31 protein-coding genes are annotated in these 26188 nt (G+C 38.7%); 14 read left to right on the top strand and 17 right to left on the bottom strand.

Annotation, left to right across the window (positions count from 1 at the left end; genetic code table 11):
* Positions 1-258: 258 nt before the first annotated feature.
* A complete protein-coding gene (locus tag ED622_RS09150; protein ID WP_122033591.1) occupies positions 259-2949 on the bottom strand; it encodes a bifunctional acetate--CoA ligase family protein/GNAT family N-acetyltransferase in 2691 nt (896 codons plus the stop codon).
* Between the two features lie 220 nt (positions 2950-3169).
* Between ED622_RS09150 and ED622_RS09155 the strand changes: the two genes are divergently transcribed.
* Together ED622_RS09155 and ED622_RS09160 are read left to right on the top strand one after the other, a co-directional pair.
* On the top strand, positions 3170-3736 hold the full coding sequence (locus tag ED622_RS09155; protein ID WP_122033592.1) for an SPOR domain-containing protein: 567 nt from the start codon (positions 3170-3172) through the stop codon (positions 3734-3736).
* A gap of 51 nt (positions 3737-3787) precedes the next feature.
* The gene (locus tag ED622_RS09160) at positions 3788-4780 is read left to right on the top strand and encodes a D-alanine--D-alanine ligase (RefSeq protein ID WP_122033593.1); all 993 of its coding nucleotides are present in this window, start codon (positions 3788-3790) and stop codon (positions 4778-4780) included.
* Positions 4781-4816: 36 nt separating this feature from the next.
* Here the strand turns inward: ED622_RS09160 and ED622_RS09165 are convergent, their stop codons facing one another.
* A complete protein-coding gene (locus tag ED622_RS09165; RefSeq protein ID WP_122033594.1) occupies positions 4817-5731 on the bottom strand; it encodes a tyrosine-type recombinase/integrase in 915 nt (304 codons plus the stop codon).
* 160 nt (positions 5732-5891) lie between these two features.
* On the opposite strand from ED622_RS09165, the gene ED622_RS09170 reads away from it, so the two are divergent.
* Both ED622_RS09170 and yciH read left to right on the top strand, forming a co-directional pair.
* On the top strand, positions 5892-6242 hold the full coding sequence (locus ED622_RS09170) for a DUF3319 domain-containing protein (RefSeq protein ID WP_122033595.1): 351 nt from the start codon (positions 5892-5894) through the stop codon (positions 6240-6242).
* Positions 6243-6278: 36 nt separating this feature from the next.
* Positions 6279-6590: a stress response translation initiation inhibitor YciH gene (gene yciH, locus ED622_RS09175; RefSeq protein WP_122033596.1), complete on the top strand. Its 312-nt coding sequence runs from the start codon at positions 6279-6281 to the stop codon at positions 6588-6590.
* Positions 6591-6762: 172 nt separating this feature from the next.
* On the opposite strand, the gene ED622_RS09180 is transcribed toward yciH, so the two are convergent.
* Positions 6763-7131 (bottom strand): DUF3693 domain-containing protein, encoded by a 369-nt coding sequence (locus ED622_RS09180; RefSeq protein WP_122033597.1) that lies wholly within the window; start codon positions 7129-7131, stop codon positions 6763-6765.
* A gap of 166 nt (positions 7132-7297) precedes the next feature.
* Between ED622_RS09180 and ED622_RS09185 the strand changes: the two genes are divergently transcribed.
* The 8 genes from ED622_RS09185 (at position 7298) to ED622_RS09220 (ending at position 12646) form a co-directional block, all read left to right on the top strand.
* The gene (locus ED622_RS09185; RefSeq protein WP_254052612.1) at positions 7298-7504 is read left to right on the top strand and encodes a hypothetical protein; all 207 of its coding nucleotides are present in this window, start codon (positions 7298-7300) and stop codon (positions 7502-7504) included.
* On the top strand, positions 7491-8588 hold the full coding sequence (locus tag ED622_RS09190) for a replication initiation factor domain-containing protein (RefSeq protein WP_122033598.1): 1098 nt from the start codon (positions 7491-7493) through the stop codon (positions 8586-8588). The genes ED622_RS09185 and ED622_RS09190 overlap by 14 nt, the downstream gene beginning before the upstream one ends.
* Before the next feature lie 5 nt (positions 8589-8593).
* Positions 8594-8947: a DUF1293 family protein gene (locus ED622_RS09195; protein ID WP_122033599.1), complete on the top strand. Its 354-nt coding sequence runs from the start codon at positions 8594-8596 to the stop codon at positions 8945-8947.
* Between the two features lie 19 nt (positions 8948-8966).
* The gene (locus ED622_RS09200; RefSeq protein WP_122033600.1) at positions 8967-9200 is read left to right on the top strand and encodes a hypothetical protein; all 234 of its coding nucleotides are present in this window, start codon (positions 8967-8969) and stop codon (positions 9198-9200) included.
* 9 nt (positions 9201-9209) lie between these two features.
* Positions 9210-9419: a hypothetical protein gene (locus ED622_RS09205; protein WP_122033601.1), complete on the top strand. Its 210-nt coding sequence runs from the start codon at positions 9210-9212 to the stop codon at positions 9417-9419.
* Between the two features lie 127 nt (positions 9420-9546).
* Positions 9547-10905 carry a hypothetical protein gene (locus ED622_RS09210; protein ID WP_122033602.1) on the top strand — a complete coding sequence of 453 codons (1359 nt, stop codon included), beginning with the start codon at positions 9547-9549 and terminating at the stop codon, positions 10903-10905.
* The gene (locus ED622_RS20085) at positions 10905-11237 is read left to right on the top strand and encodes a DUF2523 family protein (protein ID WP_122033603.1); all 333 of its coding nucleotides are present in this window, start codon (positions 10905-10907) and stop codon (positions 11235-11237) included. The genes ED622_RS09210 and ED622_RS20085 overlap by 1 nt, the downstream gene beginning before the upstream one ends.
* Positions 11234-12646: a zonular occludens toxin domain-containing protein gene (locus ED622_RS09220; protein WP_122033604.1), complete on the top strand. Its 1413-nt coding sequence runs from the start codon at positions 11234-11236 to the stop codon at positions 12644-12646. The genes ED622_RS20085 and ED622_RS09220 overlap by 4 nt, the downstream gene beginning before the upstream one ends.
* Positions 12647-13212: 566 nt before the next feature.
* On the opposite strand, the gene ED622_RS09225 is transcribed toward ED622_RS09220, so the two are convergent.
* From ED622_RS09225 to ED622_RS09230, 3 genes are all read right to left on the bottom strand, one after another.
* On the bottom strand, positions 13213-13587 hold the full coding sequence (locus ED622_RS09225) for a phage protein (RefSeq protein WP_122033605.1): 375 nt from the start codon (positions 13585-13587) through the stop codon (positions 13213-13215).
* Between the two features lie 77 nt (positions 13588-13664).
* Entirely contained in the window at positions 13665-13733 is a 69-nt protein-coding gene (locus tag ED622_RS20165) for a hypothetical protein (RefSeq protein WP_371413434.1), read from the bottom strand.
* Between the two features lie 35 nt (positions 13734-13768).
* Complete coding sequence (locus tag ED622_RS09230) at positions 13769-14569, bottom strand: phytanoyl-CoA dioxygenase family protein (RefSeq protein WP_122033606.1); 801 nt, start codon at positions 14567-14569, stop codon at positions 13769-13771.
* Between the two features lie 301 nt (positions 14570-14870).
* Here ED622_RS09230 and ED622_RS09235 point away from each other — a divergent pair, with 301 nt between their 5' ends.
* On the top strand, positions 14871-15437 hold the full coding sequence (locus ED622_RS09235; RefSeq protein WP_122033607.1) for a PhnA domain-containing protein: 567 nt from the start codon (positions 14871-14873) through the stop codon (positions 15435-15437).
* 276 nt (positions 15438-15713) lie between these two features.
* On the top strand, positions 15714-17231 hold the full coding sequence (locus ED622_RS09240) for a P-loop NTPase fold protein (protein ID WP_122033608.1): 1518 nt from the start codon (positions 15714-15716) through the stop codon (positions 17229-17231).
* Positions 17232-17414: 183 nt separating this feature from the next.
* Here ED622_RS09240 and ED622_RS19945 read toward each other — a convergent pair whose 3' ends face one another.
* The 11 genes from ED622_RS19945 to ED622_RS09290 form a co-directional block, all read right to left on the bottom strand.
* Entirely contained in the window at positions 17415-17585 is a 171-nt protein-coding gene (locus tag ED622_RS19945; RefSeq protein ID WP_162922493.1) for a hypothetical protein, read from the bottom strand.
* Between the two features lie 143 nt (positions 17586-17728).
* Positions 17729-18016: a MarR family transcriptional regulator gene (locus tag ED622_RS09245; protein ID WP_122033609.1), complete on the bottom strand. Its 288-nt coding sequence runs from the start codon at positions 18014-18016 to the stop codon at positions 17729-17731.
* 75 nt (positions 18017-18091) lie between these two features.
* Complete coding sequence (locus tag ED622_RS09250) at positions 18092-19321, bottom strand: site-specific integrase (protein WP_254052613.1); 1230 nt, start codon at positions 19319-19321, stop codon at positions 18092-18094.
* A gap of 8 nt (positions 19322-19329) precedes the next feature.
* The gene (locus ED622_RS09255) at positions 19330-20307 is read right to left on the bottom strand and encodes a hypothetical protein (RefSeq protein WP_122033611.1); all 978 of its coding nucleotides are present in this window, start codon (positions 20305-20307) and stop codon (positions 19330-19332) included.
* Entirely contained in the window at positions 20298-20501 is a 204-nt protein-coding gene (locus ED622_RS09260; protein WP_122033612.1) for a hypothetical protein, read from the bottom strand. Before ED622_RS09260 ends, ED622_RS09255 begins: the two co-directional genes overlap by 10 nt.
* Positions 20498-20863 carry a phage tail protein gene (locus ED622_RS09265; protein ID WP_122033613.1) on the bottom strand — a complete coding sequence of 122 codons (366 nt, stop codon included), beginning with the start codon at positions 20861-20863 and terminating at the stop codon, positions 20498-20500. The genes ED622_RS09260 and ED622_RS09265 overlap by 4 nt, the downstream gene beginning before the upstream one ends.
* Before the next feature lie 10 nt (positions 20864-20873).
* Positions 20874-23579: a phage tail tape measure protein gene (locus ED622_RS09270; protein WP_122033614.1), complete on the bottom strand. Its 2706-nt coding sequence runs from the start codon at positions 23577-23579 to the stop codon at positions 20874-20876.
* A 115-nt stretch (positions 23580-23694) separates the two neighbouring features.
* The gene (locus ED622_RS09275) at positions 23695-24267 is read right to left on the bottom strand and encodes a phage tail assembly protein (protein WP_122033615.1); all 573 of its coding nucleotides are present in this window, start codon (positions 24265-24267) and stop codon (positions 23695-23697) included.
* A gap of 60 nt (positions 24268-24327) precedes the next feature.
* Positions 24328-24819 (bottom strand): phage major tail tube protein, encoded by a 492-nt coding sequence (locus ED622_RS09280; protein WP_061036760.1) that lies wholly within the window; start codon positions 24817-24819, stop codon positions 24328-24330.
* Entirely contained in the window at positions 24812-25987 is a 1176-nt protein-coding gene (locus ED622_RS09285; protein ID WP_122033616.1) for a phage tail protein, read from the bottom strand. Before ED622_RS09285 ends, ED622_RS09280 begins: the two co-directional genes overlap by 8 nt.
* Positions 25987-26175 carry a hypothetical protein gene (locus ED622_RS09290; RefSeq protein ID WP_122033617.1) on the bottom strand — a complete coding sequence of 63 codons (189 nt, stop codon included), beginning with the start codon at positions 26173-26175 and terminating at the stop codon, positions 25987-25989. The genes ED622_RS09285 and ED622_RS09290 overlap by 1 nt, the downstream gene beginning before the upstream one ends.
* Between the last annotated feature and the right edge of the window lie 13 nt (positions 26176-26188).

The following is a 26188-nucleotide window of genomic DNA, read 5'->3' on the forward strand; positions in this document are numbered from 1 at the left end:
TATTTACAAATTTGATATAAATCTATTTACCTTATTAAAATTGATGTTATATTACGCACGTTGATTACTTTTAGACAAAATAGGATAGGTTAATGGAAGTTTTATTATTAGTTGCATTCGTTATTGCTGGTGCAATTATGGTAAAAAAAGAAAAAGCTGAACAAGCAAAATAATATAGATATCCCTTTTAAAAACAATTTTATATCTATAGAAACCAAGATAATCGCTATGACTATCTTGGTTTTTTTTGTCTTTAAATCAACAGTCTTTATTTAAGTCTAAACTCATCTCTACAATACCATCTGACATTTGAATATCCACAGTAAAACCAAAATGCTGTGCTAACCCAATCATGCCTCGGTTAGATGGCATAGTCATACCATTCATCACTTTAATCCCTTGTGATTGACAATATCGAATAATTTTATCCATTAGTATTTTGCCTAAACCTAATCCCTTAAGGTCTGAACGTACTAATACGGCAAATTCGGTATTAATATTGTGCGGATCAGATAGAGCACGAACGACAGCGAGTATGACTTCTTGATTCTCTATTTGTTTAGTCGCAACAAAGGCCATTTCACGGTCATAATCAATTTGTGTAAAGTTAGCTAAAGCTTCGTGGTTAAATTCACCAATCTCAGAAAAAAAACGTTTATATAAATCTTCGTGCGAAACTTGAGAGATAAATTCAGCATGTTTCGGCTCATCTTCAGGAAGAATTGGGCGAAGTAAAACAGAGCTCTGATCTTTTAATTGGGCAAACTCTTCTAATTCATTTGGGTAAGGTCGAATAGCTAAACGTTTATGAATATCACCTGCAAAATGTTGCACCTTCATTGATGAATCGATGATAGTGAGATCGACTCCTGATATGAGTAAAGGATGAATATCAAGCTCAATTATTTCAGGGCAATCTAGTACCATCTGAGAAAGTCGAACCAGAAACGCACTCAAGTCAAATAGACTCATTTTAGTCGGTGAATTTCGGTGTTGGATGATGTTTTCTTTGATGGCGTATTTAATGAGGTTTTCAGCTAAAGCCATGTTAAGTGGTGGCAGTGCTACAGCGGCGTTATTATTGAGATCCCACTCAGATCCGCCTTCGCCAAGTAAGATCACCGGTCCAAAGATGGGATCTTGACAGACTTTTACTCTTAACTCTTGAGATCCTGCTCTTTGCGCCATTTTTTGTACACTTAATCCTGAAATTCGTGCAGAAGGATAACTTACAGAAACCCGATCAATGATCGATTGCGCCGCAGTAATTACTTCTTCTTTAGTGTTTAAATTTAACATCACACCTTGAACATCTGATTTATGAGGGATGTCAGGGGAGCGAAGTTTCACCGCAACAGGGTAACCAATACTCTCAGCAATATAACCAGTTTCTACGGGCTCTTCAGTTATCCAGGTGTCTACCGTTTTGAACCCATAACAAGAATAAAGAGCTTGAGTTTCATGCGTATCAAGATCGACAAGCTCATGAGACACACAATCATCGAGCCATTCTCTTGCCATTTTTGCATCGTGTTTATTGATATGCCCTGATGATACTGGGGTTTCAATTAAGAGCTTCTGATTTCGATGGTATTCAACAAGATGTAGAAATGCGGAAACAGAGCTTTCTGGTGTGCGATAGGTTGGAATTCCAGCTTGTGTAAATCGTAAACGAGCTTCCTTAGATGAGGTTTCTCCTGACCAATTGGTAAGAATAGTAAATTTAGCTTTGCGTTTGTGGTTATTAATTAATTCAACCAATTTAGAAGCGGTTTGTGTAGCATTAGATATTGCAGAGGGACTGTGCATGATCAAAATGGCATCGCAATCATCACTGTCTAGCAGAGCATTCACGGTATCGCAGTATCTTTTCTCGTTTGCATCGCCACCAATATCAATAGGGTTTGAGTGTGACCAGTTATGTGGCAGGTGTTGATTAAGGTTTTGAATCAATGATTCACTCAATTGGGCGAGTTTTCCACCTTGTTGCATTAAACTGTCAACCGCCATAATGGCAGGTCCGCCACCATTGGTGACAATCGCCAATCGATTTCCACGAAATGGAATAGGGTGTGCAAGGGTTTCTACAGCAGCAAATAATTCATGGGTATTAGACACTCGTAACATACCAGCTCGTCTAATAGCTGAGTCATAAACCGCATCTAGACTTATCTCGCCATTGGTATGAAGCTGTGCCGCTTTACTGCCGGCAACAGAACGACCACTTTTGACAACCAAAATACGTCTATTACGCGCAGCAGCACGGGCAGCAGACATAAATCGTCGCGCGTCTTTGATAGAATCAATATAAAGTAATATAGCGTCGGTTTTAGAATCGGTACATAAAGCATCTAAAAGCTCACTGAAATCGATATCAATGCCATCACCTAAAGAGACAAAAGCAGAAAATCCAATCTCCTTCTCTTTCGCCCAATCTAATATTGTTGTGCAAACAGCCGCGGATTGAGAAATAAAAGCGATGTTTCCTTTATTGGCATTAATTGGTGAAAAAGAGGCATTAAGATTCACCCAAGGAAGAATAATCCCAAGGCTGTTTGGTCCTAGAATTCGCATTTTGTATTGAGAGGCAATTCGAGCGGCCTCATAAGGGAGAGGCTCTCCAATACCACTGCAATGTAAATGCATATCTGAAGAGAGAATGATTACAAGTTTGACGCCTTTTTTCCCCAGATCTTCTAATATATTAATATTTTCTCTAGCAGGGGTACATAAAATGGCGAAATCTGGAGTGATAGGAAGGGAGGGAATATCATGATAAGCAAGGATCCCACAGACTGAGTTGTATGTAGGATGTACTGGCATTATTGGACCGTCAAACTCACCATCAAGTAGATTTCGCATGACAATATGACCGGCACGATCAGAGTGTATTGATGCACCAATAACCGCAATAGAACGTGGTCGAAAAAGCGTTTTTAAATCAGACATTACAGCTCCCTTAATCCTTATATAAGAATAAGATAGCTGAGATTAACTATTTTGGCTTTGGAAATGAATATAAACGAAAGCCAGCGCACAAAAACACGTCATTTATTAAATATGGAGCACAAATTTAAGAGTAAATGAACAGTTACAAGGCTAAACACTTGATTGTATATTATATCAGGTGCAAAATTAGGACATCAGCATGACTATATTGTGAATTAAAATGAAAAAAATCATTCCTATTACGTTAACCGTTCTACTTGCAGGATGTACAAGTAGTTCGTATACCACAAACATTACCACAGAATCTTCTGAAGAAGTGTATCAAGTATCTCAACCGATTGAAGAAGAAGTAACTACATTTGAAGAAACTGAGATTGCTGCAGTACCACAAACTGAAGCGGAAAAACCAGTGGTTAAATTAACCTCAGAAGAGAGCGCAACTGCAGCGACTTCTGATTCTGCAATTAAGATTTTGCCACCAACAGAAAAGCAAAAAGAGATGCAGAACCGTTATGGTTATACTTTGCAGATTTTAGCGCTTAGTCGTAAAACAGATCTTAGTACTTATGCTGGTAAACTAGCTGGTGAACAGCCTGTTTGGATGAATCGTAAAACTGTTAATAATATGCCTTGGTATACAATTCTATACGGTGATTTTGCAACACCTGCAGAAGCTCGTGAAGCAATCAAGCAATTGCCAACAGAAATTCAAGCGTATGGCCCGTTTGTACGTAGCATTAACAGCATCAAAAATTCAGATAATCCTGAATTACATAAACTAAATTAATTTTGAATCGGCGTGCATTAAGTGTATGCCGATTTTTCTATAGTGACTATTATGACTCATATCCTTTTACTTTGTGGCGGTAGCGGTACTGAACACGAAGTTTCACTGGTTTCTTCAAAGTATATTTCTCAACAGCTTTCTGAATTAAATGCCTTTCAAATTACTCATCTTGAAATTAAAGATGGTGCTTGGTATCACATTGACAGTGGTATTAAGTATGAATTACGTTCAGACAAATCTTTATTGTGTGACGGTGTAGATGCAGGTCGTGTCGACTACGTGATCCCATGTATACATGGCTACCCTGGTGAAACGGGCGACATTCAATCTATGCTTGATATGTTTGGAATTCCATATTTTGGTTGTAATGCAGAATCAAGTACTAACAGCTTTAATAAGATCACATCAAAGCTTTGGTATGATGCACTTGGGATCCCTAATACGCCATATTTATTCTTAACTGAAAACAATGAAGAGACACACAGTTCTGCATTAGTTGCGTTTAAAGAATGGGGCGGATTGTTTGTTAAGGCTGCTTGCCAAGGCTCCTCTGTTGGTTGTTACAAGGTAACGTCTGAGAGTGAGTTATCACAAGCGATCAATGATGCCTTTGGTTACTCTGAGCAAGTACTTGTTGAAAAAGCAGTGAAACCAAGAGAACTAGAAGTTGCCGCTTATCAAATTGATGGCAAGCTGTTTACAACACCTCCTGGTGAAGTCACCGCTCCTGATGGTGCTTTTTATACTTATGATGAAAAATATGGCAGTGGTAGTCACTCAACGACAACATTGACCGCTGAAAATTTATCGAATGAACAAATTGAGTTAATTAATCAATATAGCCAAAAAGTATTTACACAGATGAAGCTAAAAGACTTATCTCGTATTGATTTCTTCCTAACAGAAGATAACGAGATATTCTTGAATGAAGTAAATACCTTCCCGGGAATGACTCCAATCTCTATGTTCCCTAAATTATTAGAACATAACGGAGACTGCTTCAAAACGTTTTTACAAAAAGCAATTCTTAACGCAATAAAGTAATTTAGCCTGCGTAAGTATTTAAACAAAAACCTGATATTATTCAGGTTTTTTTGTTTTAAATTTTGATTTTTGTCGCTCAGAACGTTCAACATTGCCAATATATTGATTAGGCATTGCAGGACTCACCCAGCGTCCCATCTCTTGAATCTCATGCACTGTATAACCACATTTAGACAGTTCTTTCGTTGCCCCAACTCTTGCAGATAGCCCAGAAAATTGAATATCAAGATTAAGTAATTCATTCGCCCGACGGAAAATACGATAGATGGATGAATCATTTAGGTTACTTGAAGAAAGATTCTGATGTCGATCAAGTCCTCTAAATAAATATCCTTCACTAAGTTGTGATGCATTTAACCAGTTATTGAGTAAGACAGTCGTCTCTTGTGATAGAGGGTAAAAACTCTGTTGTAATTGAATTAAACAATTTCCTAATTCATCAAAACAGACATCATCAAGAGTTAAATCTCTTAACTCCCCACGTTTTAAGAGTAATTCAAACATTAGATGCCAAATAACTAAATCCCTAATGTCTTTTAGCTCAACAGAATGAGAGAGTTGTCGCTCAAGTTCTGCAAGCATATCTAGGGTAATACCTTCTGTTTGTTTGCTATCGTCTCTCTTATCTAGTCTTATCTTTCCAAGAGCCGTCTTAACTTGAGAGGTTCGAGTTGGATCTTTAAATTCAAAAGCACTATGAATATGTGAAATAGAAATGAGAGAGCGCTTAATTGAAGCTAGCTTTTTATCCTTAGCTTGTTTCTCGATAAAGATACGAATCGCAGTGGTAGAAGCGGGCAGAGCTATCACTTGATGTAATTGGCAAAACACAACAAAGTTAACCCAATCATTTTTGAATGAAACCAAGCTGTTGTGTGAGTATTTCTTTTTTAAACAAGAAGCCAATGTATCTATGTCTATATCTGGAGTTAAAAAAAGAGATTTATCCATCCTAGTGCACCATAACTTAATAGGTATATTAGAAAACTATACCATACAATTTAAATTACACATAAGATCACGAATCAGAAGCTAAAGTCTGGCATAAAGGAAACATTTATTCGATCCTAACTATGTTGTTATTAATAGATAAAATGTAAGAGTAATTAGTATGCAGAAGTCATTGTACAGAGGTTTTTTCATTGAAAATAAAACAGGTGTTCCTGATGACTGGAAAGTATTGATTAAAAATAAGGTGTTACAAGGTCACTTAAGTGCTGTAAAAAAAAGTATCGACTGGTGGAGTGATACGGGCTCAATCATCCAGCCTAAAGAGTTTGGCGATATGGGTGAAACTGCGATTAACGAGAAACGAGATAAATTCCAGAGTGAAGATTACAAAGGTTTTCAAATTAAGAATGACACCGGTGAAGTAAACACTTGGTATTGTTTGTATCATGGAAAACTTGCGAAGGGCTCGTTAACAGCCATAAAATCCTTTTTGGATAAACACGAAAAATAATTTACAATTCACCATCATTTAAAAACGAGATTAATTATGTCTTTAGTATATTCAACCGATATTGGCCGCATTAAACAAGAAGAAGTAAAACAAGAGCGTCCAAAAGGTGATGGTATTGTTCGAATTCAACGTGAAACTAAAGGCCGTAAAGGCAAAGGTGTTTGTGTTGTTACTGGACTTGATATGGAAGATGCACAACTTAAGTTATTAGCGGCACAACTTAAAAAAGTATGTGGCTGTGGCGGCGCAATTAAAGATGGCGACATTGAAATCCAAGGCGACAATCGCGAAAAGATTAAAGAATTCTTAACTAAGCAAGGCCACACAGTAAAACTTGCTGGTGGTTAATCATTAAGTTCTTAGTGAAAGCTAATAATCATTAGATAGATACGAAGTATTATTTAGTGATTATTAGCTATTTTATGGTAAATAAGATTATGGTTAAATTAGCTGTTATTGAAAGAATTAATAGTGATGGGGAAGCTAACACGTGTGAATATCAAGTATGGCTAAACACTATTTAACATAAGATATATAATGCGCACTGAGCCACAGCTTCTTTAGGGGTGCCAATCCACATAGCCAAGCCTCCGCAAGCCGTTGATATCGCTTGCAAACCTCGACTATTCAACTTTTTTGCAATGTCTTCCCAGAGCTTTTTGATAATCGGATTTTCATTACGATCAGCCTGACAACCAAGCAAAGCTAACTCAGGTTCAATACTTGCACCTTGAGCAAGAAAAAGCGCTTGTGAATCAGATAGATGGCGACGCTCTTTTCTGAAATCAGTAATTCTTTGTTTAGGTATATTCAAATCCATAGCTATTTGCTTGTCTTGTACGTAATTCTGCGCCTTTTTATATGCGTCTAACAGTTCATTTTGATACATGGCAAATCCTCCGTTTTTTTAATTGTAGCTTAAAAGTCACCCGTTTTGGTGTCTTGTGGTATCCGAAATTGGTGACTATTATAGTCACCATATCTGGTTACACCGACTCGCAGCGTTTTACCTTGTCTTTATTGCGTGTCGGTCTTTTTATTACTTGGGGCTTTCAATGATTTTTATCGATATTGAAAAAGTTTATTACGACATGATGCCAGATTGCACTGTTTCAGTGTTCATTCATGGTGAATGGGACTTTTTCAAATCGTATTCAAATCTATTTTCTTACTGTGAATCTGAGTTTTCAGAGTATGAATTGATTTCGTTGACTAATTTGTCGTTTGAAGAACGTAAGGCGATCATTGATGAGCTTAGATAAACACGAAACTGACGGAACGGAATCAAGATTAAATATTGATTGGCTTTCGTTTACGTTCAAGATTGCTGATTTACGTCACTGTGAGCGTGCGGGCTTTATGGGTTTTACTCGTGAAACGCAGCCGCACTTCCCTAAACAGCCTAAGTACAAGTCACAAAAAGCGGCAAGTTTAGAGCAAATTGATGCTTATAACGAAAAAATGCGTAATGTTTTTTCAGAGTATTACACTGAATGTTTAAAGGCTTTTGTTGTTCACGTTCTTGGCCTATCGCTTTCACCGCTTAGAGATAAGGGTTTTCAGTTTTACGAAAATTCATTCAACCTTTTTTCTGAAGATGGTTCTCAGTTCTGTGGCTTAGTCGGGATTGGTGGCAACAATGACACGGTACACTTTCAAATAAATGGTACTGGTTGCAAGCACGTTTTAGCTCGTCGTTCTGCGTTTTCTTTACATCACTGGTTACACAAAGTGTTAGGTGTTCAAACGTTATCTCGTATTGATATTGCTTACGATGACTATGACGGTATTTTTGATTGTGATTATGCTCTAACAGCTGCTTATGAGGACGCGTTTAGATTAAATCCTCGCGGCCGTTCTCCAAAGGTAAAAGACGATCGTGAGTTTTTCTTTGGTAAAACGTTTAATGAGCGTACTTATACGAAAGAACAAATTTCGGTTGGTTCTCGTCAATCGCCTGTTTATTGGCGTATATACAATAAGAAATTAGAGCAGAAAATAGAATCAGATGATTTTGTATGGTATCGCTCAGAAGTTGAATTGAAAAAATGGAATATAGATATTTTATTAAATATCAAAGGTGGTTTTGCGGCATTAAATGACTTTGCTCGCTCAATAGAATCTAGTCCATCTTTTCATACAAAAATTACAAAAGAAAAGCGCCCTGCTTTTGATTTATTAAATGCTACGTACTGGCTTAAACGTCAATACGGCGGCATATTAAATGATTTACTTGAATTATATAACGGTAATTCTAAACACGTTCTAGCTACTGTTGTGCGTGATTCTAAAACAATAGGATTGCCTCGGACTTATAGCAACTTATTAAATATGGCTTTGGAGTAATTAAAATGTCACAAAATTCAGTTTTCGTTCTTGGTATGGATATTACTTGGAATGAGTTTAATGGACATCAAGCGCAATTAAATATCAGTCGTCCACTTCGTGAAATTGATATGGATAAATACAAGCGTCGCACAATTGGTGAATCTGGTGATGTTAATCAGAAGTATGACCAACTTTTATTGGTTGATTATAAATACGCGTTAGAGCTTGAAAAATCAGGCGCGTTAGTTCCTCGACGTGAATACCAACTAGAGTTAGGTCTTGATTATAGTAATCCGTTAGCGGGTTCTATTGTTACTCGTTTGATTCCTGTTGATGATGAAATTAAAAAGCATTTTCAAGCTTCAATGGGTAAATAAAGTAAATTAAGAAGTAATTATGAAAACATTATGTGCAAACGTTGGGACAAACAACTATTTAGTAGCTTCTAATTTTGACCCTGTAAATCCTTGCCCAAATATTCTAATTACTTATGAAGAATATATTAGATTGGATAATTCCAATTTAATATTTGATATTGATAGTGCTATTTTTGCCGACACAATCGGATACTTATTACTATCTTTTTTAAGTGGTCACATTATTGGCCGTATTGTTAAAAAATTAAAGTGAGTAAAAATTATGAAATTTTCAAATAAAGTTCTTTTAGGTTCTACTGCTGTTGTTGCTTCATCTTCTGCTTTTGCAACTGATGCAAATGCTATCGGTTCAGCAATTACGGCTGCTGTTGCATCTGGTCAAGCTAACTACTCTTTAGTTGTTATCGGTATCATTGGCCTTGCTGCTATCGGTTTTGGTGTTGGTATGATTGTTTCATCAATGCGTAAGTAATATGCAAGATTTTGTGATCCATTTAATATCGTTCGGGTTTGGTCTCGTACATTTCTTAGCGTTCTTGGGTGGGTTCACATCCGGTGTTAATGCCTCCTAGTGAGGCATTTTTTTTTAGGCTTAAATTATGAAAAGAATACTTTTATTATTTACCTTTCTTTTTTCTTTTACTGTTCATTCTGCTGTGTATAAAGTTACATCTTTTAGTGGCATGCCTGGCTGTAAACCTTTTTCTGTTGGTCAGCTTGTTAAGCTTCCGTCTCCTGCGTGCAATGGGGTTACTTATAAAGACCGCTATACTGTCTATACAATAGAATCTCTTATTGTTTATAACGGTAATTCTAGCCTTGGTGCTTGGATGTGTATGAGTCCTAATAGTGGTTGTAAACAAAAAAATATTGGTAATGTAGTTTATCAGTCAGAGTCATGTCCTGATGATTTAGAATTGGATCCTGTGACTGGTATTTGTGAAGAGCCGCCGCCACCGTCTTTTTGTGATTCTCCTGAGATAGAAGAAAAGCGTCAAGCTGAAATGGAAATGTGTACAAATATCGGTGGTGAATACCATGAAACGTGTACTAACGACCCTGAAGAATGGCTGCCTGAATGTCGCAACGTTCCTGAACCTGAGTGTGAGGAAGGTTCTCCTGATTGGCCGCAATGCGCTGATGTTCCAAAATGTAACGCTAATAATCCTAACTGGCCTGCTTGCTTGTGGCCTCCTGAACCTGACACACCGGATAATCCTGATTTTGATTCTAATAATCCACCGTCTACTAATGAACCAAGTCCAGATATTGACCCAAGTCCAGAGACTCCGCCAGTTGACGTTCTACCACCTGATGAGGGTAACGGCAACATATTAAAAGCTATTGCCAATTTGAATAAAGATAATAACGAGTTAATTACTAGATTAAATAAAGATTTAAACGTTGGTCTTTCTGATAACACTGAGCACATAAAGAAGTTAAATGATAATACGATAGGATTTTGGCAAGATTCAATTAATGGGTTTAATAATGTTAATCAGTCTATAAACAATCAGAATGATGTTATTAGGCAATCGAGCTCCTCGACAAATAATTATTTATCTACATTAATTTCAACTACAAAAAAAGGGTCTGATAGCATAGTAGATGCAATTCAAAAGGCTTCAGAGAAAGATAAAATAATTGATGTTGCAGATGTTCCGGCTGATGACTTATACACTGATAATAGTTTTAATGAATTAAATGAAGACGTAGCGAATTTAAAGACGGAATACCAAGAACAATTAAATAAATTTAAGTCTTATTTCAATTTTCAAACTGATGTAAATTCAGGTGATTATAATGCACATACTTTAAAACAAAATTGGGGCGGTAAGGAATTAACATTTGATAATTTCGCATTAACTGTATTTGTAGATAATGCGGATATTATCGGTTTAATAATTATATTCGGCTTTGGTGTTGCAGGGATTCGCATAATTTTGGAGACAGTTTAATGATAGAATTTTTCGATTACGTTGGTACAAGTTTTACAACGCTTATTAATTATCTTGAAAATATAGACGTTTATTTCTTAGACTTTTTCACGTGGTTACAAAGTTGGTATATAAAAATGAAACTGATGTCTTCAATTATGTTTTTAAAAGTATCTTACTCGGTCGCCACAACGTTGCTTGATGAAATTGGATTTAATTCTTTTTTCTCTGACTTGTTCAATATGTTACCTACTGAAATCCGTTATTACGCAAATTTGTTTCGAGTTCCTGAAGGTCTGGGAATCTATGCAAATTGCGCTACAACGTCACTTGTTTTGAGGTTAAGCCGATGATTACAATTCGCACTGGCGGCAATGGTTCATACAAATCAGCCTATGTCGCTTATTTTACAATTTTACCCGCTTTAAAAGCTGGCCGTGTTGTTGTTACTAACTTCGAGGGGATGGAACCTCTGGAGGTCATAGAGGAGCGTTTAGATATTAAGTTTCCATCTACCGCTAAATTGATTCGTATCTTTTCTAGGGACGCTGAGGGCGTTAAATTGTGGCAACACTTTTTCTGTTGGTGTCCTCTTAATGCGTTAATTGTAATTGATGAGTGCCAGGATTTATTTTCTAAAAATACTGGTTTTGATATTAAGAAGATTAAGGCCGCACCCTTGTCTGATTTTCTTGAGTTGTTACCACCAGACTATGAAAACTTTTTTAACTCTCGCCATGTTCCGGTTAATCTCGATGAATTAAAACCGTCTGAAGTTGATGATAGGGGCAAGGCTGAATACGATGATAACGGACGCATTATCTATCCTTTTTCTTTCAATGAAGGCTTTATGCGTCATAGAAAATACAACTGGGATATTGATTTGATTTCGCCCGACTGGGGTCAAATTGATTCGTCTATAAAATCATGTGCTGAACAGGCTTTCTATCATAAAAATAGGGATGGTTTTATCGGTGCAAAACGTAAGCCCTATATTTATAAGCATTCGACCAATACAAGTAAGATCTCTTTACCCAAGAAAAAGGATCCAAATTTACTAACGTTAAAAATTCCGCTTGAGGCTCATTTACTTTACAAGTCCACCGGAACCGGAGCGATTACGCATTCAGGTGGTATGAATGTTTTATTAAAAAATCCTATGGTGTGGTTTTACTTTTTGCTAGTTATAGCTTGTTTTGGGTATGTTATTTATGGAATTGCGAATAAAGTTAATAATGATGATGGTGAAATTAAAGAAGTTAAAGTTGAGACACAAGATACTTCAACCGTTTCACAATCTGGGGTCAAAACTATTCAAGATAATAAAGCTCCTGTGTCTTTATCTAGCAATAGGAGTAGCGGTTCGGATAGTGGGCAAGTTAGTTCTGTTTATGTTCCTGTAAATCAAGTTCTTTATTTTGACGGCATACTTGACGCTCATTTAACTGCTGTTCATAGAAAAGTGATTAATACAGGGAAGCATTTTAAAATAGAGACTGGTTTATTATTTAACGTTAATACGGTTAAAGGCGTTTATTCAGTTAATGAGCATTATCTAGCTGCGGTAGGTGTTGAATATAAGATACTGGATGATTGTTTAATCGAACTATCCAATGGTGCATTAAAAGCTATGGTTACGTGTGGCGCACTTGGAACAACGCTTGCGGGTAATGATGATAATTCACAAGAATCATCCATTGCCAACACGACACAAAAACCGTCTGTAACTGATTTAGTTAAAGACAATTCAATATTTTTATAGGTGATTAAATGGAATTAACTTTTTTAGCGTTATTACATGTTTTATTAGGCAGCTTTGTATCTGTTAGTATTGGGGTTTTTGTTTACCAATTAGTACAATTTTTATTCCGTGATTATTTCTAGTGCGCATTAGTTTGTTATCGATAACATAAGGTATGTCAAAAAATGACATACCTTTTTTTGTTGCTGGTCTCTGGCCGTCTACGTTCTTAGCTTTGACGAGCTGCGCGAGGAAAGATCTTATGCGCTTGCGCATATAAGCGGAGCGAAACGCTGTTCTTTCACTCCATTAAAAATTATCTCTAATCAATTTCCAAATGACGTTATCAAATAAAAAGAAACCGCCTTCCTGCTAGAATCGCTCTTAATGTCCAATATACAAATAGCTATAGATAGAGTTTATCGCTTTGCTATAAATCTAATAGCGCCTAGCTTAGTGACGCTGATGAGCGACGAAGACTGAGGAGGAAGAAGCGGAACGGAGCTAGAACCCACGTTATGTAATACGTGGGTTCATTCGACCATTTTATCACGCTTGCGGTGTAAGCTCTTGATTCTCGGCTCTTCTTAAAACCCGTTCTTGATCTTACTTATAGCGCGTGAAAATTTAAGAAGTTTTGTTAATGTGCTTTTGTCTGTATCGCATTCGATCTCTAAAAGCGCTACTGCAGTTAAAATTTGCTGGGGTTCTAACTCTTGCCCGGTTGGCAATTTAAGTTTATTACGTTCAACTGTGAAACCATGCCAGGACTCTCCTACTCCTATTTTTCTTTCACAATACATTCGCATCAATCGCTTGCACTCTGGCGGTATTTCTTTGCCTTTGTCCCAGTTATTGACCTGTGTCACACTTTTAAAACATAGTTTAGCTGTCTGCTCGACGCTTAAACCACACTTATAAAAGCGGAAAAAGTAGTTATTTGTCATCTTGTTATATTTCATTAGCCAACTCTTCATTTAGAAAAGTTGGCGATAGTATTATAAGCGAGACAAATCAGAGCTTGATTTTACATAAGCCCTCATAATGCGCACTGACCCATAGCTTCTTTAAGGGTACCAATAAACATAGCCAATCCTCCGCAAGTCATTGATAATCTTTTTTAATCCTTAGGGATTCAATGCATTACACTGCAACTTTAATATTAGCCTTCGCTTTTAACTCTAACGTGCTCATAAATAATCTAGGGTCATTAATTCTCTTTAGCATTGAGTTATCTGGCAGACAATCGTCATCGACATAATCAACAAAGTCTCCTACTGGATCAAAAACTAAAATATCAAATGCCAATCTATCTAATCCATACAGCCCACGATGGATCATGTCAGCAGAAAAAACTAACATATCACCAGCCGCTAAATTAATGACTTTTCCGCCTGAAATGTTCTCATGACTCTCACGACCATTTTCTTCTTGTCTAACATCATACTCTTCTTCATTATCCCAGCGCTTATGCGTTCCTGGTATAAGTTCCATGCCTAGCTCATCAAATAAAGGCACTCGTAGATGGACAACTTGCGTCTCGTGAATCACAATTTTTTGAATGTCCACATCATGGTCATATTGGCAGTCTCGGTGCCAGAAATCCTTTTGTTGAGGATTCACTGGGTTAAAAAACAACTGCGTATTCATAAATGCAGGATTTTCAGCTATTACAGATTCAACAGCATTCATCATTTTTTTAGAACTAATGAAATTAAAAAGCGCTAATCTATCATCAGTTTTTAAATACTGGCTACCAGTAATTAATGAGGAATTGAATGCATCGTCATGGTAAAACTCTTCATTATCTTGCTTCCATGATTCATGAAATTTCAATATCACTTTTCTTAGCTTTGAAATTTCAGTCTGAGTAAAATAATTTCTAATGACAAAGTAGCCTTTCTCTTCATAGTTACTTTGCCATTGGTTTTGATTGTTTACCATTTACGATTCTTGCCTCTGTTTTGCATCATAATCTTAGTTGCGCATAGTATCGTTAAACCTAAAGCATTCAAGCTTAATGTAAGAATAAAAGCTAAATACTACGAAAAATAACCTTTCTGTTTATCAATAATTAGAAATTGTAACGCCATTGATGATTATGTTTTACCTCTTTGAAATCCTATGTTTACCCTAATGATACCAAACAGAGTATTAATAAGAAAAATTACAGTATTCTCACCGCAATTGATTTCTGTGTTGTATAATTAGCGACATTGGTTTTACTAAACAAACAGGCACTATTATGAGCACTGAAACAACTCTATTATCTCGCTGTGATTCTAAATGTGAATTATGTGGTTCTGCATCTTCTCTAGCACCATTCGCAGTACCACCAAAGACAGACATCAACGTTGATAACTGTGTAATGATTTGTGATACATGTACGGCACAAATCGAGGACTCTGCAACAATGGATGTTAATCACTGGCGTTGTCTAAATGACTCTATGTGGAGCCAAATTCCAACGGTTCAAGTTATGTCTTACGTTTTATTAAGCAAACTAACTTCTGAATCTTGGGCTCAAGATGCTCTAGATATGATGTACGTTGAAGAAGACGTTAAAGAATGGGCTGAGAAAGCACTTCTTTCTGACGGTGAAAAACCACGTGACATTAACGGCGTTGAGCTTAAAAAAGGCGACGACGTAACGGTTACTAAAGACCTTCCAGTTAAAGGTACTAACCAAGTAATTAAACAAGGCACCGTTATCCGTGGCATCAGCCTTGGCGACGATCCTCGTCTAGTTTCTGGTAAGGCAAACGGCGGTCAATCTATGTATGTAATCGCTGAGTTCTGTCGTAAAAAGTAATTCGTTACTTCAAAATCTACAGACTAAAAAAGACGCTTAATTGCGTCTTTTTTTATGTCTGAATTCTACTGCTTTTAAGTCCGAATAGTCGAAAACGACGTTATTTAACCTTTCATTTTGCCCCAAAATTGCCCCAAATCAGGATTCTGCATTTTCGTTTTGCCCCAAAATAATCATATGTTTTATTTTATGTAAGTGAACATTTTAAAGAAAATTAACATAAGTTATTTATTCGTGTATGGCATACTAACATATTTGTTTGAAGATGGAGTCTCAATGCCAACGCATCATTATAGATTCAACTGGGAAGATAATATTACAAGTACTTACGGGGAAATATTACCTGCAGATAAATTAGATCGTGCTCGATACGCTGAATTCATAACTAAATTTTTAATATATGAAAACTCTGATGACGGCTATGTATTGAATCTGAATGCCCAATGGGGGGCAGGAAAAACATATTTTCTTAAACGTTGGATTCATGAATTAAGTGATAAGCATCCTGTTGTTTATATCGATGCTTGGAAACAAGATTTTTCCAATGACCCGTTGTTAACAGTGATGGCATCAATTATTGAACAATTGAAAAAGCTTTTACCAGAATCTGAACAGGCAATAAATGACTTTGGATCAAAAGCTGCTCGTTTCTTTAAGGCAGTGGCTCCTGCTGTAGCAAAAGGTATTTTCAAGAAGGTTTCAGGTATTGATACTGATGTGATTACAATTCCAACTGATGAAGAACCTTCAGAAGACAGTGATTCTTTTGATGGTTCAATAGCCTCGGCGTTGGCTTCTGAACTGGTTTCAGATCATAATCAAAAGCTTGAAGATGTTGAGCATTTGAAGGAAGAGTTAAAGCTATGGGTTGAAGCAATAAATGCTTTAGATAACAGTCTCACCTGCCCTGCATTTATTTTTGTGGATGAACTTGACCGTTGTCGACCAACTTATGCTGTTGAAATGCTGGAAGTCATTAAACATTTTTTCAATGTTAAAAATGTTGTTTTTGTTGTTGCAACTGATACTGACCAATTACAACATGCGATTAAAGCTATATATGGAGAAGGTTTTGATGCTACGACTTATTTAGGTCGGTTCTTTAAGCGAAGACTCTCACTAAATCAAGTATCTAATTTAGCATTTATTGAGTCATATTTAGAAAAAAGAACTGCAGGTGACTTGTTCCATGGTACTAACATATGGCCAAATATTAACAATGCAGCGTCTCTAACTTCAGCAATAACATCTGTTGCGGATACATTCGTGTTATCGCTTCGTGAATCAGAACAATTATGCGACAGAGCCCTAGCCGTATTTCGAAATGTAGGAAATAAGAGTTTTGATGCATACCTATTGCTAACATTGCTTGTCTTACATGATAAGTATCATAGTATATATAAATCATGGTTAGATACTGCTTTTAGAATAGATACGGCGCTAAAGCAAAAAACATTTAATATGAATAGTCATGATGAAGAGCTTCTGAAAAACAGCGTGATATGGTTCTCAACAAATACATGGGGAGATATTTATCCTGCAATGCCACCTCAAAGTAGTTTTAGTAAAAGTATTAACATTAATATAATAGAGCTGCTTTCATACTCAAACTCACATTACTCTAAGGATGTTTCTCATGCTATAAAGCGTGATTTGGCCGTTAAATACCAAGAGCAAAATATTACAGATATAGCTGAAAAACATAAAATAGGTATTATTTCTGACACACTAGAATTAAATGCGAATAAGAATGATTATAAAAACTGGGTAGAACTTGCTGTTACATTTGACTAGTGTTATGCGTCACGTAAAGTCTAAATTATCTAATCACCACCAATATTTCTAGCCTGTTGGTGGTGACCATAGAGCCCGAAAAATTTTCATTCCCCAGGATGTAGCCCCGTAGGTTAGGATTTAGGCTCTAGAAGTACCTAAAATCAATAACCTAAGAAAGCTTGAAACTTAACAACGGGTTAATTAAATCGACTTAACAGCTGTAATTAATGCTGTTGTTGCAGCAAAAAGTCCAGCGAACGCAGTTAATAAATGAACAGCATCTTCTGTGCTTTTGGTAAAAACAACATACAAGCTAAAAAGGGTGATAATAAATATCATTAGTAGAATAATTGAACAGCAAAGTTTTTTCATACAATAAGTCCCAAACTGCATGTATAAATAATGCAGATTTATTTGGTCCTAACGCATAAGCACTACTCTATTTATAGCTCTCAATTATTACGGAACAATGTGAGTAAAGATTAACGATTAATGTCAATCACATGCGAATGAGGTTACTGTTTCATGTATTTAAATTCAACCCCTCCTGTAAGTTGCTGCATATAACTTCTACTTAGGTAACACTTTTCATTTAATCGCTTCAACAAAGAACTTGCCCAGCTTGATGATAAACCGCATCTATCCGCAATCTGTGACGGTGTCACCTCCTCACCCTCTTTTATCGACTGCAGAACAATTAACTGTGTCTTGCTCAATTTAAGCAGTCCAACTTGGTGTGGTACCGACCGTGCGCATTTCAATAAATTTTCTGGAATATGCTCATTTTTGGCTAAAATTGGCATGATTTTACTACCCTCTGTAATTAACAATGAGAATTGAACTTTCGATTTGATTTTAATGATCTTTTAAACGATCTCTTAAGCAACTAGATCAGCACTAAGACAGTGGTGACAGCAATTATTTAGCCATTGATGGTAGATATTCAGGGCTTCTTTCTTCTTCATTTCCAAATGAGTGTGAATATAGGCTTGATCGAGCTTATCTTTCGCATGATTCAATAATGTCTCAGCAACCATGTAATCAACACCTAAATCAGCCCATACCGTTCTGGCCACCTTTCGTAAGTCATGAGCTGACCATTCTTTATTGCTCACCGCTCTCACTAATTCAGACGCTCTCACTGAATGGATTGGGTGCAAATCTCGCTTGTTTAAAGGAAATACGTTATTGATGGCGTAGTTATGCTTTATTTGCCACTGTTTAAACTCACTCAGTAAAGCCACCATGTCATTAGATAATGGATAAACGATCTCTTTTTTCGATTTCGTATTCTCTTTAGGGATAACCCATCTCTTTTGTTTAAGGTTTATATGCCTCCATTTTGTAAGACGCGTTTCACCTAATCGTGTGCCATGACAAAGCATCATTGAACAGAGAACGCGCTCAATAGGATTGGCTTTAGTGATTTTAGAAAGCAGCTCAGGCACATCGTCGGGCTTTAAACGTGATCCTTTTACATCAATTCGCTTAGTGACAAAGTCCGTAAACTTCATTTCATCCATTGGGTTAAACGTTAAGTAATTAAGCTTTTTAGCTCGCGTAAAACACACTTTGAGTAATTGAAAGATGGTCCTGATATAGCTATTTGCAAAACAAGATTTCAATAATGGTTTGATTAAAAGCTCATCCACACTTTTATGGGTTAAATCTCGAATAGGTAAGCAATGCAAATTAGAAATAAGATGATTGTCTGCCATCGACTTAATGCCTGTAATACGATTTTTAGACACGTTCCTAGTTTGGTACTCACGTTCTACATACCAACACACCACCTCATCAACAGTTGAGAACAAATTGCCTGATACTGGTTTTCCTGTTGTCAGCTCAACAATAAACGCATTAAGCACTTCAAATGCGCCTTTGGCGTTTAAGTCTGGATATTTACCAATACGATAGCTCTTTTGTTTACCATCTTTGTATTCATAATAAATCCAACTTCCCTGCTCTCGATTCTGTTTAAAGCGCAAATACAACGAATAACGCTCATCTTTAAGTTGTCTCACTTGGCTGTCACGACTGTATTTCTTTATTTGAGCTTCTGATATTTTGCATCGCACCGTGGTTTGAAACAGTGCGTTTTGATTCATTGTGATCATCATTCCCCCAATAACGTGGCTTGCAACGTCATTCGTGTCGCTTGTTTTCCTGCGCCACTGAGACTGACTGAATCAATCGAATACGTCCCTTGAGCCACGCTTGGAAATGAACTATCCAAAATCACATGACCTTCAGCAAAAGCCGTGGCAATGGCCGGAGCTTGAATGGTGACTTTGCGGCCTTGTCTTTGTATTTTTCTAAGCTCAGCATGACACGCTTGATCGGCTTCTTGCTGGTTGTTCTTATCCTGACCTAGACGTTTAAACGGTGCGGTCCCAATACTGACTTCTTTTCTTGAACTGTCCGTTGGATCCAAATAGAACGCTTTAACCCCTGCGAAATCATTACGGCCATCCAAGTCACCCGAGACATTCACAAAGTTTGAGTTAAGGCTTTTGTTTTCATCAGGAAGTGACAACGTAATGGATTGAATCTCTTTACCGCTTGACGCTGAACGCTGGCCAATTGGCACAAATACAAAGCGCTCTTCCACCGGCTTTGCAATCGCATCATAACGTTTTGCTAATTTACGTAAAAAAGGCAACGTGCTTTCATCGAGTCTATGTAAACTCTCGATTTCAATTTTTTGTAATTCAGGTGCGACAAAAGGAACGAACCCATGTGGAGAAACACAATCAGAGACCACTTGGCCTAGCGTTGCTTTGTTCCAGCTCATGCTCTTTCTTTCTCTAAAGCCTGAATTATCTTTGATTGAGAATGGTGACACCGTCATGGTGATCGTGATGGTTCTTGGCTCCACTAAGAATTGACGGCCTGAAATTTGGAACACCCCACGATTTACCTCATCAAGATAAACGGTGTACTTCTCGCCCTTTGGCGGTAAACCATCAATGTCTGATGAGTGAATGACTAACTTTAGATCATCGCCATCGATGCCGTTCTCATCACGCAGTGTCCAGCTTTGCAGTAAAGAGAGCATCATTTCACTGTGCTTGCCTTTGAGTTCTAGTCCCATGAGCGGTTTACCTCTTTGATATTTTGTTTAAAGCTGACTTCAGGAATGGTGACCATGGTTTCTTCCATAAAAAAATCCCCACGAACGTGAGGATTTAATTGATAGAAGTCGGCTTCTAATTGGTCATCATCTTGACCTGTATGTTTAAAAAGGACATCCGTAATGAGATCCCCTTTATGTGCAGTGACTTTCATCGATACTCCAATAACTCAAGAGTGACGTCGGTAACTTGTGCCGAGCCGTTATGCACCAATTCTGATTTTCCTTCATTGATGCTTTTAATTGTCCATTGACCTAGATTTACCCCTCCGCCATTGCTGACCTGTTGTGGCTCATCGACCATTTGGCGTAAACGCTCCACATTATCTTCTGCGGTTTGGCGTAACCACTTGGCTGTAATAGAAAGGGTTTCAAGGGGTTTTCCTGTGGGTGATGACATCGCACCATCCACCAGACTTATTTCAGTAAAGCGGCCTATTGTGACGCGGTTCATTTTCATAATGGGGGTTTTATCCCCCACCGAAAATACAAACTCACCAATAACGAGGTGATGCATGTATGGCTCCTTATCCTCTGTCTATTCCTGCATAATTAAAGCGTGATTCAATCGAGTGTCCGCCCATGAGATAACTGAATTGTTGCTGCATTTGCTCTGTCACTTGTTTGGCTATGGCCATTTCATCTTGGCCTTTGGATGGGGTGATGTGGATTTGTGGTGCAAAGTGAACGGCTGAACTCTTTTCCTGCAGTACTTCTTTATTGGCTTTCTCTTCGACCTTTTGGCTGACTTCATCGGATGAGGCAAGTTTGCTACCAAACCAACCCCCTAACATTTCACCGCCCATGTCCCCAATCATTGAACCAGCAAGACCACCAAGCATGGTGCCAATGCCTGGCAAAATCATGGTCCCAATCGCAGCCCCTAAAGATGCGCCTCCCATACCACCGGCTAAACTTCCAAGTGAGCTGCCTGCACCTTCCATATCTCCTTCAGATAATGATTGCACTGCATCAACACCACTGATAGCCATGTTTAATGGTCGCAATACTTTGGCAAGACCAAGTCGTCCAGCAGACTGCGCTGCATCAGCACCCATATCAATGGCATCTTGCGCCATCGCCATGCCTGGTAAACTGGCAATGGCTCCACCAGCCAAGGCTAATGGAATGCCTCTTTTGGAATGAGAGAATGAACCAGCAATACGAGACAATGGATTTCTAGATTTTGAACGACGTCGAGAGCGCTTACCTGAACCAGAACGTGATCCTCTTGAGCCGCCAGAGCGTCTAAGCTCTTGGTTTAATCCTTTAAATGCCTTAGTCGCATAAGACGCCGCCTTGCCACTTTCTTGAGTTTCTCGGTTTAGTCCTTTTTTAAACAGACGAGTTTTATCAACGGTATTACCAAAAAGTAATGATGCGGCTTTTCCTGCTATCAATGCGGTTTTAAACGCTAAGATTGCCCCAATACCGCCCATGATAACCGGCACAAGCACATCACTTTCTTGTGCAAACGCGGTGATGCCATCAACCACGGCACCTAATGGGGTTAATACCCAATTCAGTCCTGGTAATAACTTTTCACCAAGGACAACCGCCAACGCATTGAGTTTATTTACAAACTGTTTAATGCCATTTTCAGTGGTGTTCACACGCGCATCGTATTCATCTTGCAGCGATTGAACGTGTACTTCTTGGCTTTCATTGGCGAGTTTCAAAATGTCAGTGAAGTTTTTGGTGTTACCAGCTAATGCAGCCACCGCACCTTTGGCCTCTTCCCCAAAGATTTGAGAAATAAGCGCACTTTGCTCTTCAAGCGGCGCGTTCTTTAGAGCATCAAGCACTTCTAACAAGGTTCCTGATGCATCAGTTTGCATGTCAGCGGCTAACGAGCCTGAATCAAAACCCAGTGAGCTTAGGGCTTTTTGTTGATTACCACTGGCTGCATCACCTAGCGTCAAACGTCCTGAAATGTTCTTCAGAGCGGTTGCTGCTCGCTCTTCATTCATACCAGTGGAAAGCAGTGAAGCCGCTAATGCTGCGGATTCATTAACTTTAAAACCACCCGTTTTGGCGGTTGCCCCTTCACGCGCCATGACACCGGCAATGTCTTTGGCCTTTGCGTTGGAGTTATTCGAGAGATAATTTGAAAGACCAGCTAAACCAACCGCCCCTTTTTGATCTAATCCCATTGAGGCTTTAAAGGTGGCGAGCGTTTCACCGGCTTCACCTGCCTCCATATCAAACGCCACGCCCATCTTGGCGGAATCAAGCACAAACGCTTTGAGCTTTCCATGATCCTTAATGCCACTTTGACCACCAGCCGCCAACATAGCGTTGATTTCAGTGGCCGACATCGGCATATTGCCCGACTCTTTTAATGACCACTCTCTCAATGCTTGCATTTTGGCGGCATCTTGAGGATCATTTTTATCAGAGAGCACCTTCTTCACATCCGCAAAAGAGGATTCATTCTTTATAGCGGCATACATGGTGCCGGCAATCGGAGCGGCTGCCATGGCAAGACCGGATGCTTGGCTTTGTAACTCTCCAAGTTTGGCGTTTCGCTTATCTATTCGGCTTTGAATAGAATTAAGCTCTTTAAGTTGTCGTCCTTGTTTTTCTAACGCGCCGGTGGCTCGCTCACTGGCGGTTTTTAATCGTTGCTGCTCATCTGATAGTTTATCGGTATTAAGGCCAGCGCCTTTCAATTCACTCTGTAGCTTTTTAAGTTTTGCCGATTGGGTATCACTGCTTGAGGAATAACGGTCTATCTGTTTCTTGGCTTGGTATTGGGATGAGCGCAGTTTGTTGGTGTGAATGGCGTTGCTGGCCATTTCATCAGAGAGCTTTTCAAGCCGTAACTCGGTTTTTGCTATCTCAACCCCTAACGATTTAGTTTCAGATTGGGAGAGATTAAATGCCGTGGGATCGGCTAACTTCTTATGAAGCAAACCCAGTGATTGTTCAGTGCTTTTATAGCTTTCAGCCAGAGTTCGGTTTTTCTTCTGACTGTCGCTAAGCTCTGCGCCAAGTCCTGATAATTTCACCTTTGAGGCATCAAGTTTGACGTTCACCTTTTGCAATGATTGCTCTGTAGCTTGATAACCTTCAACCTTTTTTAAGTCTCGGTTTAAGGCGGCCACATCATTGCGTTGTTGCTCAAGCGTATTATTTAACTTTTCAGTGGCTTTGGTGGTTGATACCACATCTCCCAAACCTCTGGTTGTTACATCAAGCAGCAAGGACACTTTGCTTTTTTGATTACTCATCGCTTCTTAATCCCCAGCTTAGTTAAAATCAGCTCGTATCGATGCACCGCTAAATCCTGCCGCCATTCCTTTAATTCGGTTTCGGAGGTGTTGCGGTACATCGGGATCACATCAATTAAGTTTTCGACGTCGTCACTTGAAAGTAAGCCGCCGACTGTAGAAAAAAATCACCGACCTTCGGTTTAATCGTTAAGTAATCATTTACCGACATCTTCTGCAGATCTTCTTTATCCAAATCACACACCACCTGGAACATGAAATCTTCACGCAATTGCTTTTCAGTGATGTCTGTCAGCGCTTGTGAATGCTTTACTTTTGGTACCGTAAATTTGATGTGTTCAATCTTCTCACCCACTTCATTTTCAAAAGGAAAAAGTAAATCAAATTCATAGCAATCGTTCGACAGTTTCTTACCTTGAAGCTCATCACTGCCCGTTAAAATGTAAGCCGTACAATCATTGGCTAAGGTATTAAAATCTGGGGCGGTTAATTCTTCAAACTGCTCTTCTGTTAATACTGTCGTTTCAAGGATGACCGCTTTTTGTTGGTCAAACAGCTCTTTATCAGTGAGCTTGCCTTCTTTGTTGATGGACGGGAGCTTTCGAAACACTTCAAGTGTCATAGAAGAAATAGTCAGGGTGTTGCTGTCATTTAAACGAAAAAATGGCAATGCAGAGGTTTTTTTCATAATTATCTCGATCAAAAAAAGGAGCCGAAGCCCCTATTAAAAGTAATGTCACAATGTGGTTTAAGCCGTCGCGCCGTATTGGCCCATAAGATCGACACCGCCAATGGTGGTTTTTCCGGTTCGGGTATCAATGTCATACACCGTTTTACCGTTATCAATCAGCTTGTAAGATTTACAGGTGCCTTCAATCGTGCACACCGGCTTCTCTCCCATCTTCACTGTCTCTTGCTTAATAGAGCTAATGGTAGAATAAAGAGAGTATTGCGCTTTATACCCACCGTTATTGCTGTCTTTACCTTTTTCAGTCACGTTAACTTGCGCTTCAGATAGAGCATAACGGCCCAACGACATCACCAAATCAGCATGTTTACCACGAACCTTCATGGACCATTTAAGTAAATCCATACCCACAACGTCTTCACTTTGAACAAAGCTGCCTTCGTTCGCGGCGGTTTTAAACGTCACTTCCGGCGCACTAAATTCCACAATCTCATTCACCAATGGTACATCCTGCACCACTGCTGATAATCGTAATCGAACGCGATCAACCATTTACGACCTCCTCAAGCCATTGTTCAATCAATCCGTTATCCACGGACATTTCATACACCATGTGTTCATTCGGGCTATAACGGCCATAATCCACACACAAGAACCAACGCCCTGAATTGTAGTTTTCAAGGTTGTTTTTACTTGGGTGTAAGTAGGCACGAAAGACAGGAATAACCCCATCAGCCACTAAGGATTGACCCCAGTTGCTCAAGCGCTCAACCACACTGTCCATAAACTCTTCAGTGAGCAATTTGCCCATGTAGGGCTGAGAGGTCTCTTCTAGTTTACGTACCATCAGATCTTCTAAACCCACATGAGCCATAAAGCGCCCTGTGTTGGTTCGATTTCCAATGATAGACACGCCACCCATGCGCGTTTTTGCCATGGTGGCCACACCGTGTTTATTCAAGAAGTTGGCTTGGGTGGTCTTATCGCCAATCTTATAAGTGACTAAACGGCAAGGCTCATCACACAACACGCCTTGGTTTTGCGGTGATTCATACCCTTCAACCGCTGCCATGGCTGAGATAAGAGCGATTGATGCTGGTAATACGGTTGGTAAGCCGTCGTAGGTTTTAATAAACCATGGGTCGATAATACTGAGTTTATCTTGCCCTGTTCCTTCAGCGCCAAATTCACCGGCAAACTCTGCAGCTTCCGTATCATTGGTATTTGGTCCATCAACAATAGGACGACAATGAATATCACGCGCCACGGTACAAAGCTTTTGAACAAACGGAATCGAATTAAAACCTGGAGCACCAATTAAGGTTGGCGTTTCAGGACAACCTTTAATTGAAAACAAGCCAGAAGTCGCACCGGTGTTTGCATCCACACCACCAATGATATTGGTTTCTGTGGCTGGTTTATCTGCACCTTCTTCAACCACAATTACATAGAACACCGCACGAACATAACCCAATAGATAACGCGCCAATAACGGCAGCGTCCCTTCACTGGTGTTTGTGGTGTCTAACATCATTTTGGCTTGTGGGTAATCAAACAAACGCACCGGCTCATTGTAAGCAATACCTGCGTGTTTATTAGGTGCAGTTCCAACTAAGCACACCACATGTTGAGCCAATGGCCCCATACTTGGTAATGGCTCAATCGCAATGACTTCCGCGCCGTTTAATTCAAAATCCTGAATTGGGATCATTTCTGCCATTATTTAACCTCGGCTTTAGTTGGTTGAGCAACAATCTTGGCAATCTTTCCGTTTAAAAGAAGAAAGCTGGCTTGTCGTGAATGAAGACGAATGGTCTTTTCATTGAGCTGAACCCAACGTTTGGCCAATCGAAAAGGCTTTAGAATTTGATATTCAATTCGCCCATCGCTTTTACTGTTTTTGTCCATAGGGTTTGTCCTG

It is taken from the genome of Aliivibrio sp. EL58 (assembly GCF_900312675.1).
Classification (GTDB): domain Bacteria; phylum Pseudomonadota; class Gammaproteobacteria; order Enterobacterales; family Vibrionaceae; genus Aliivibrio.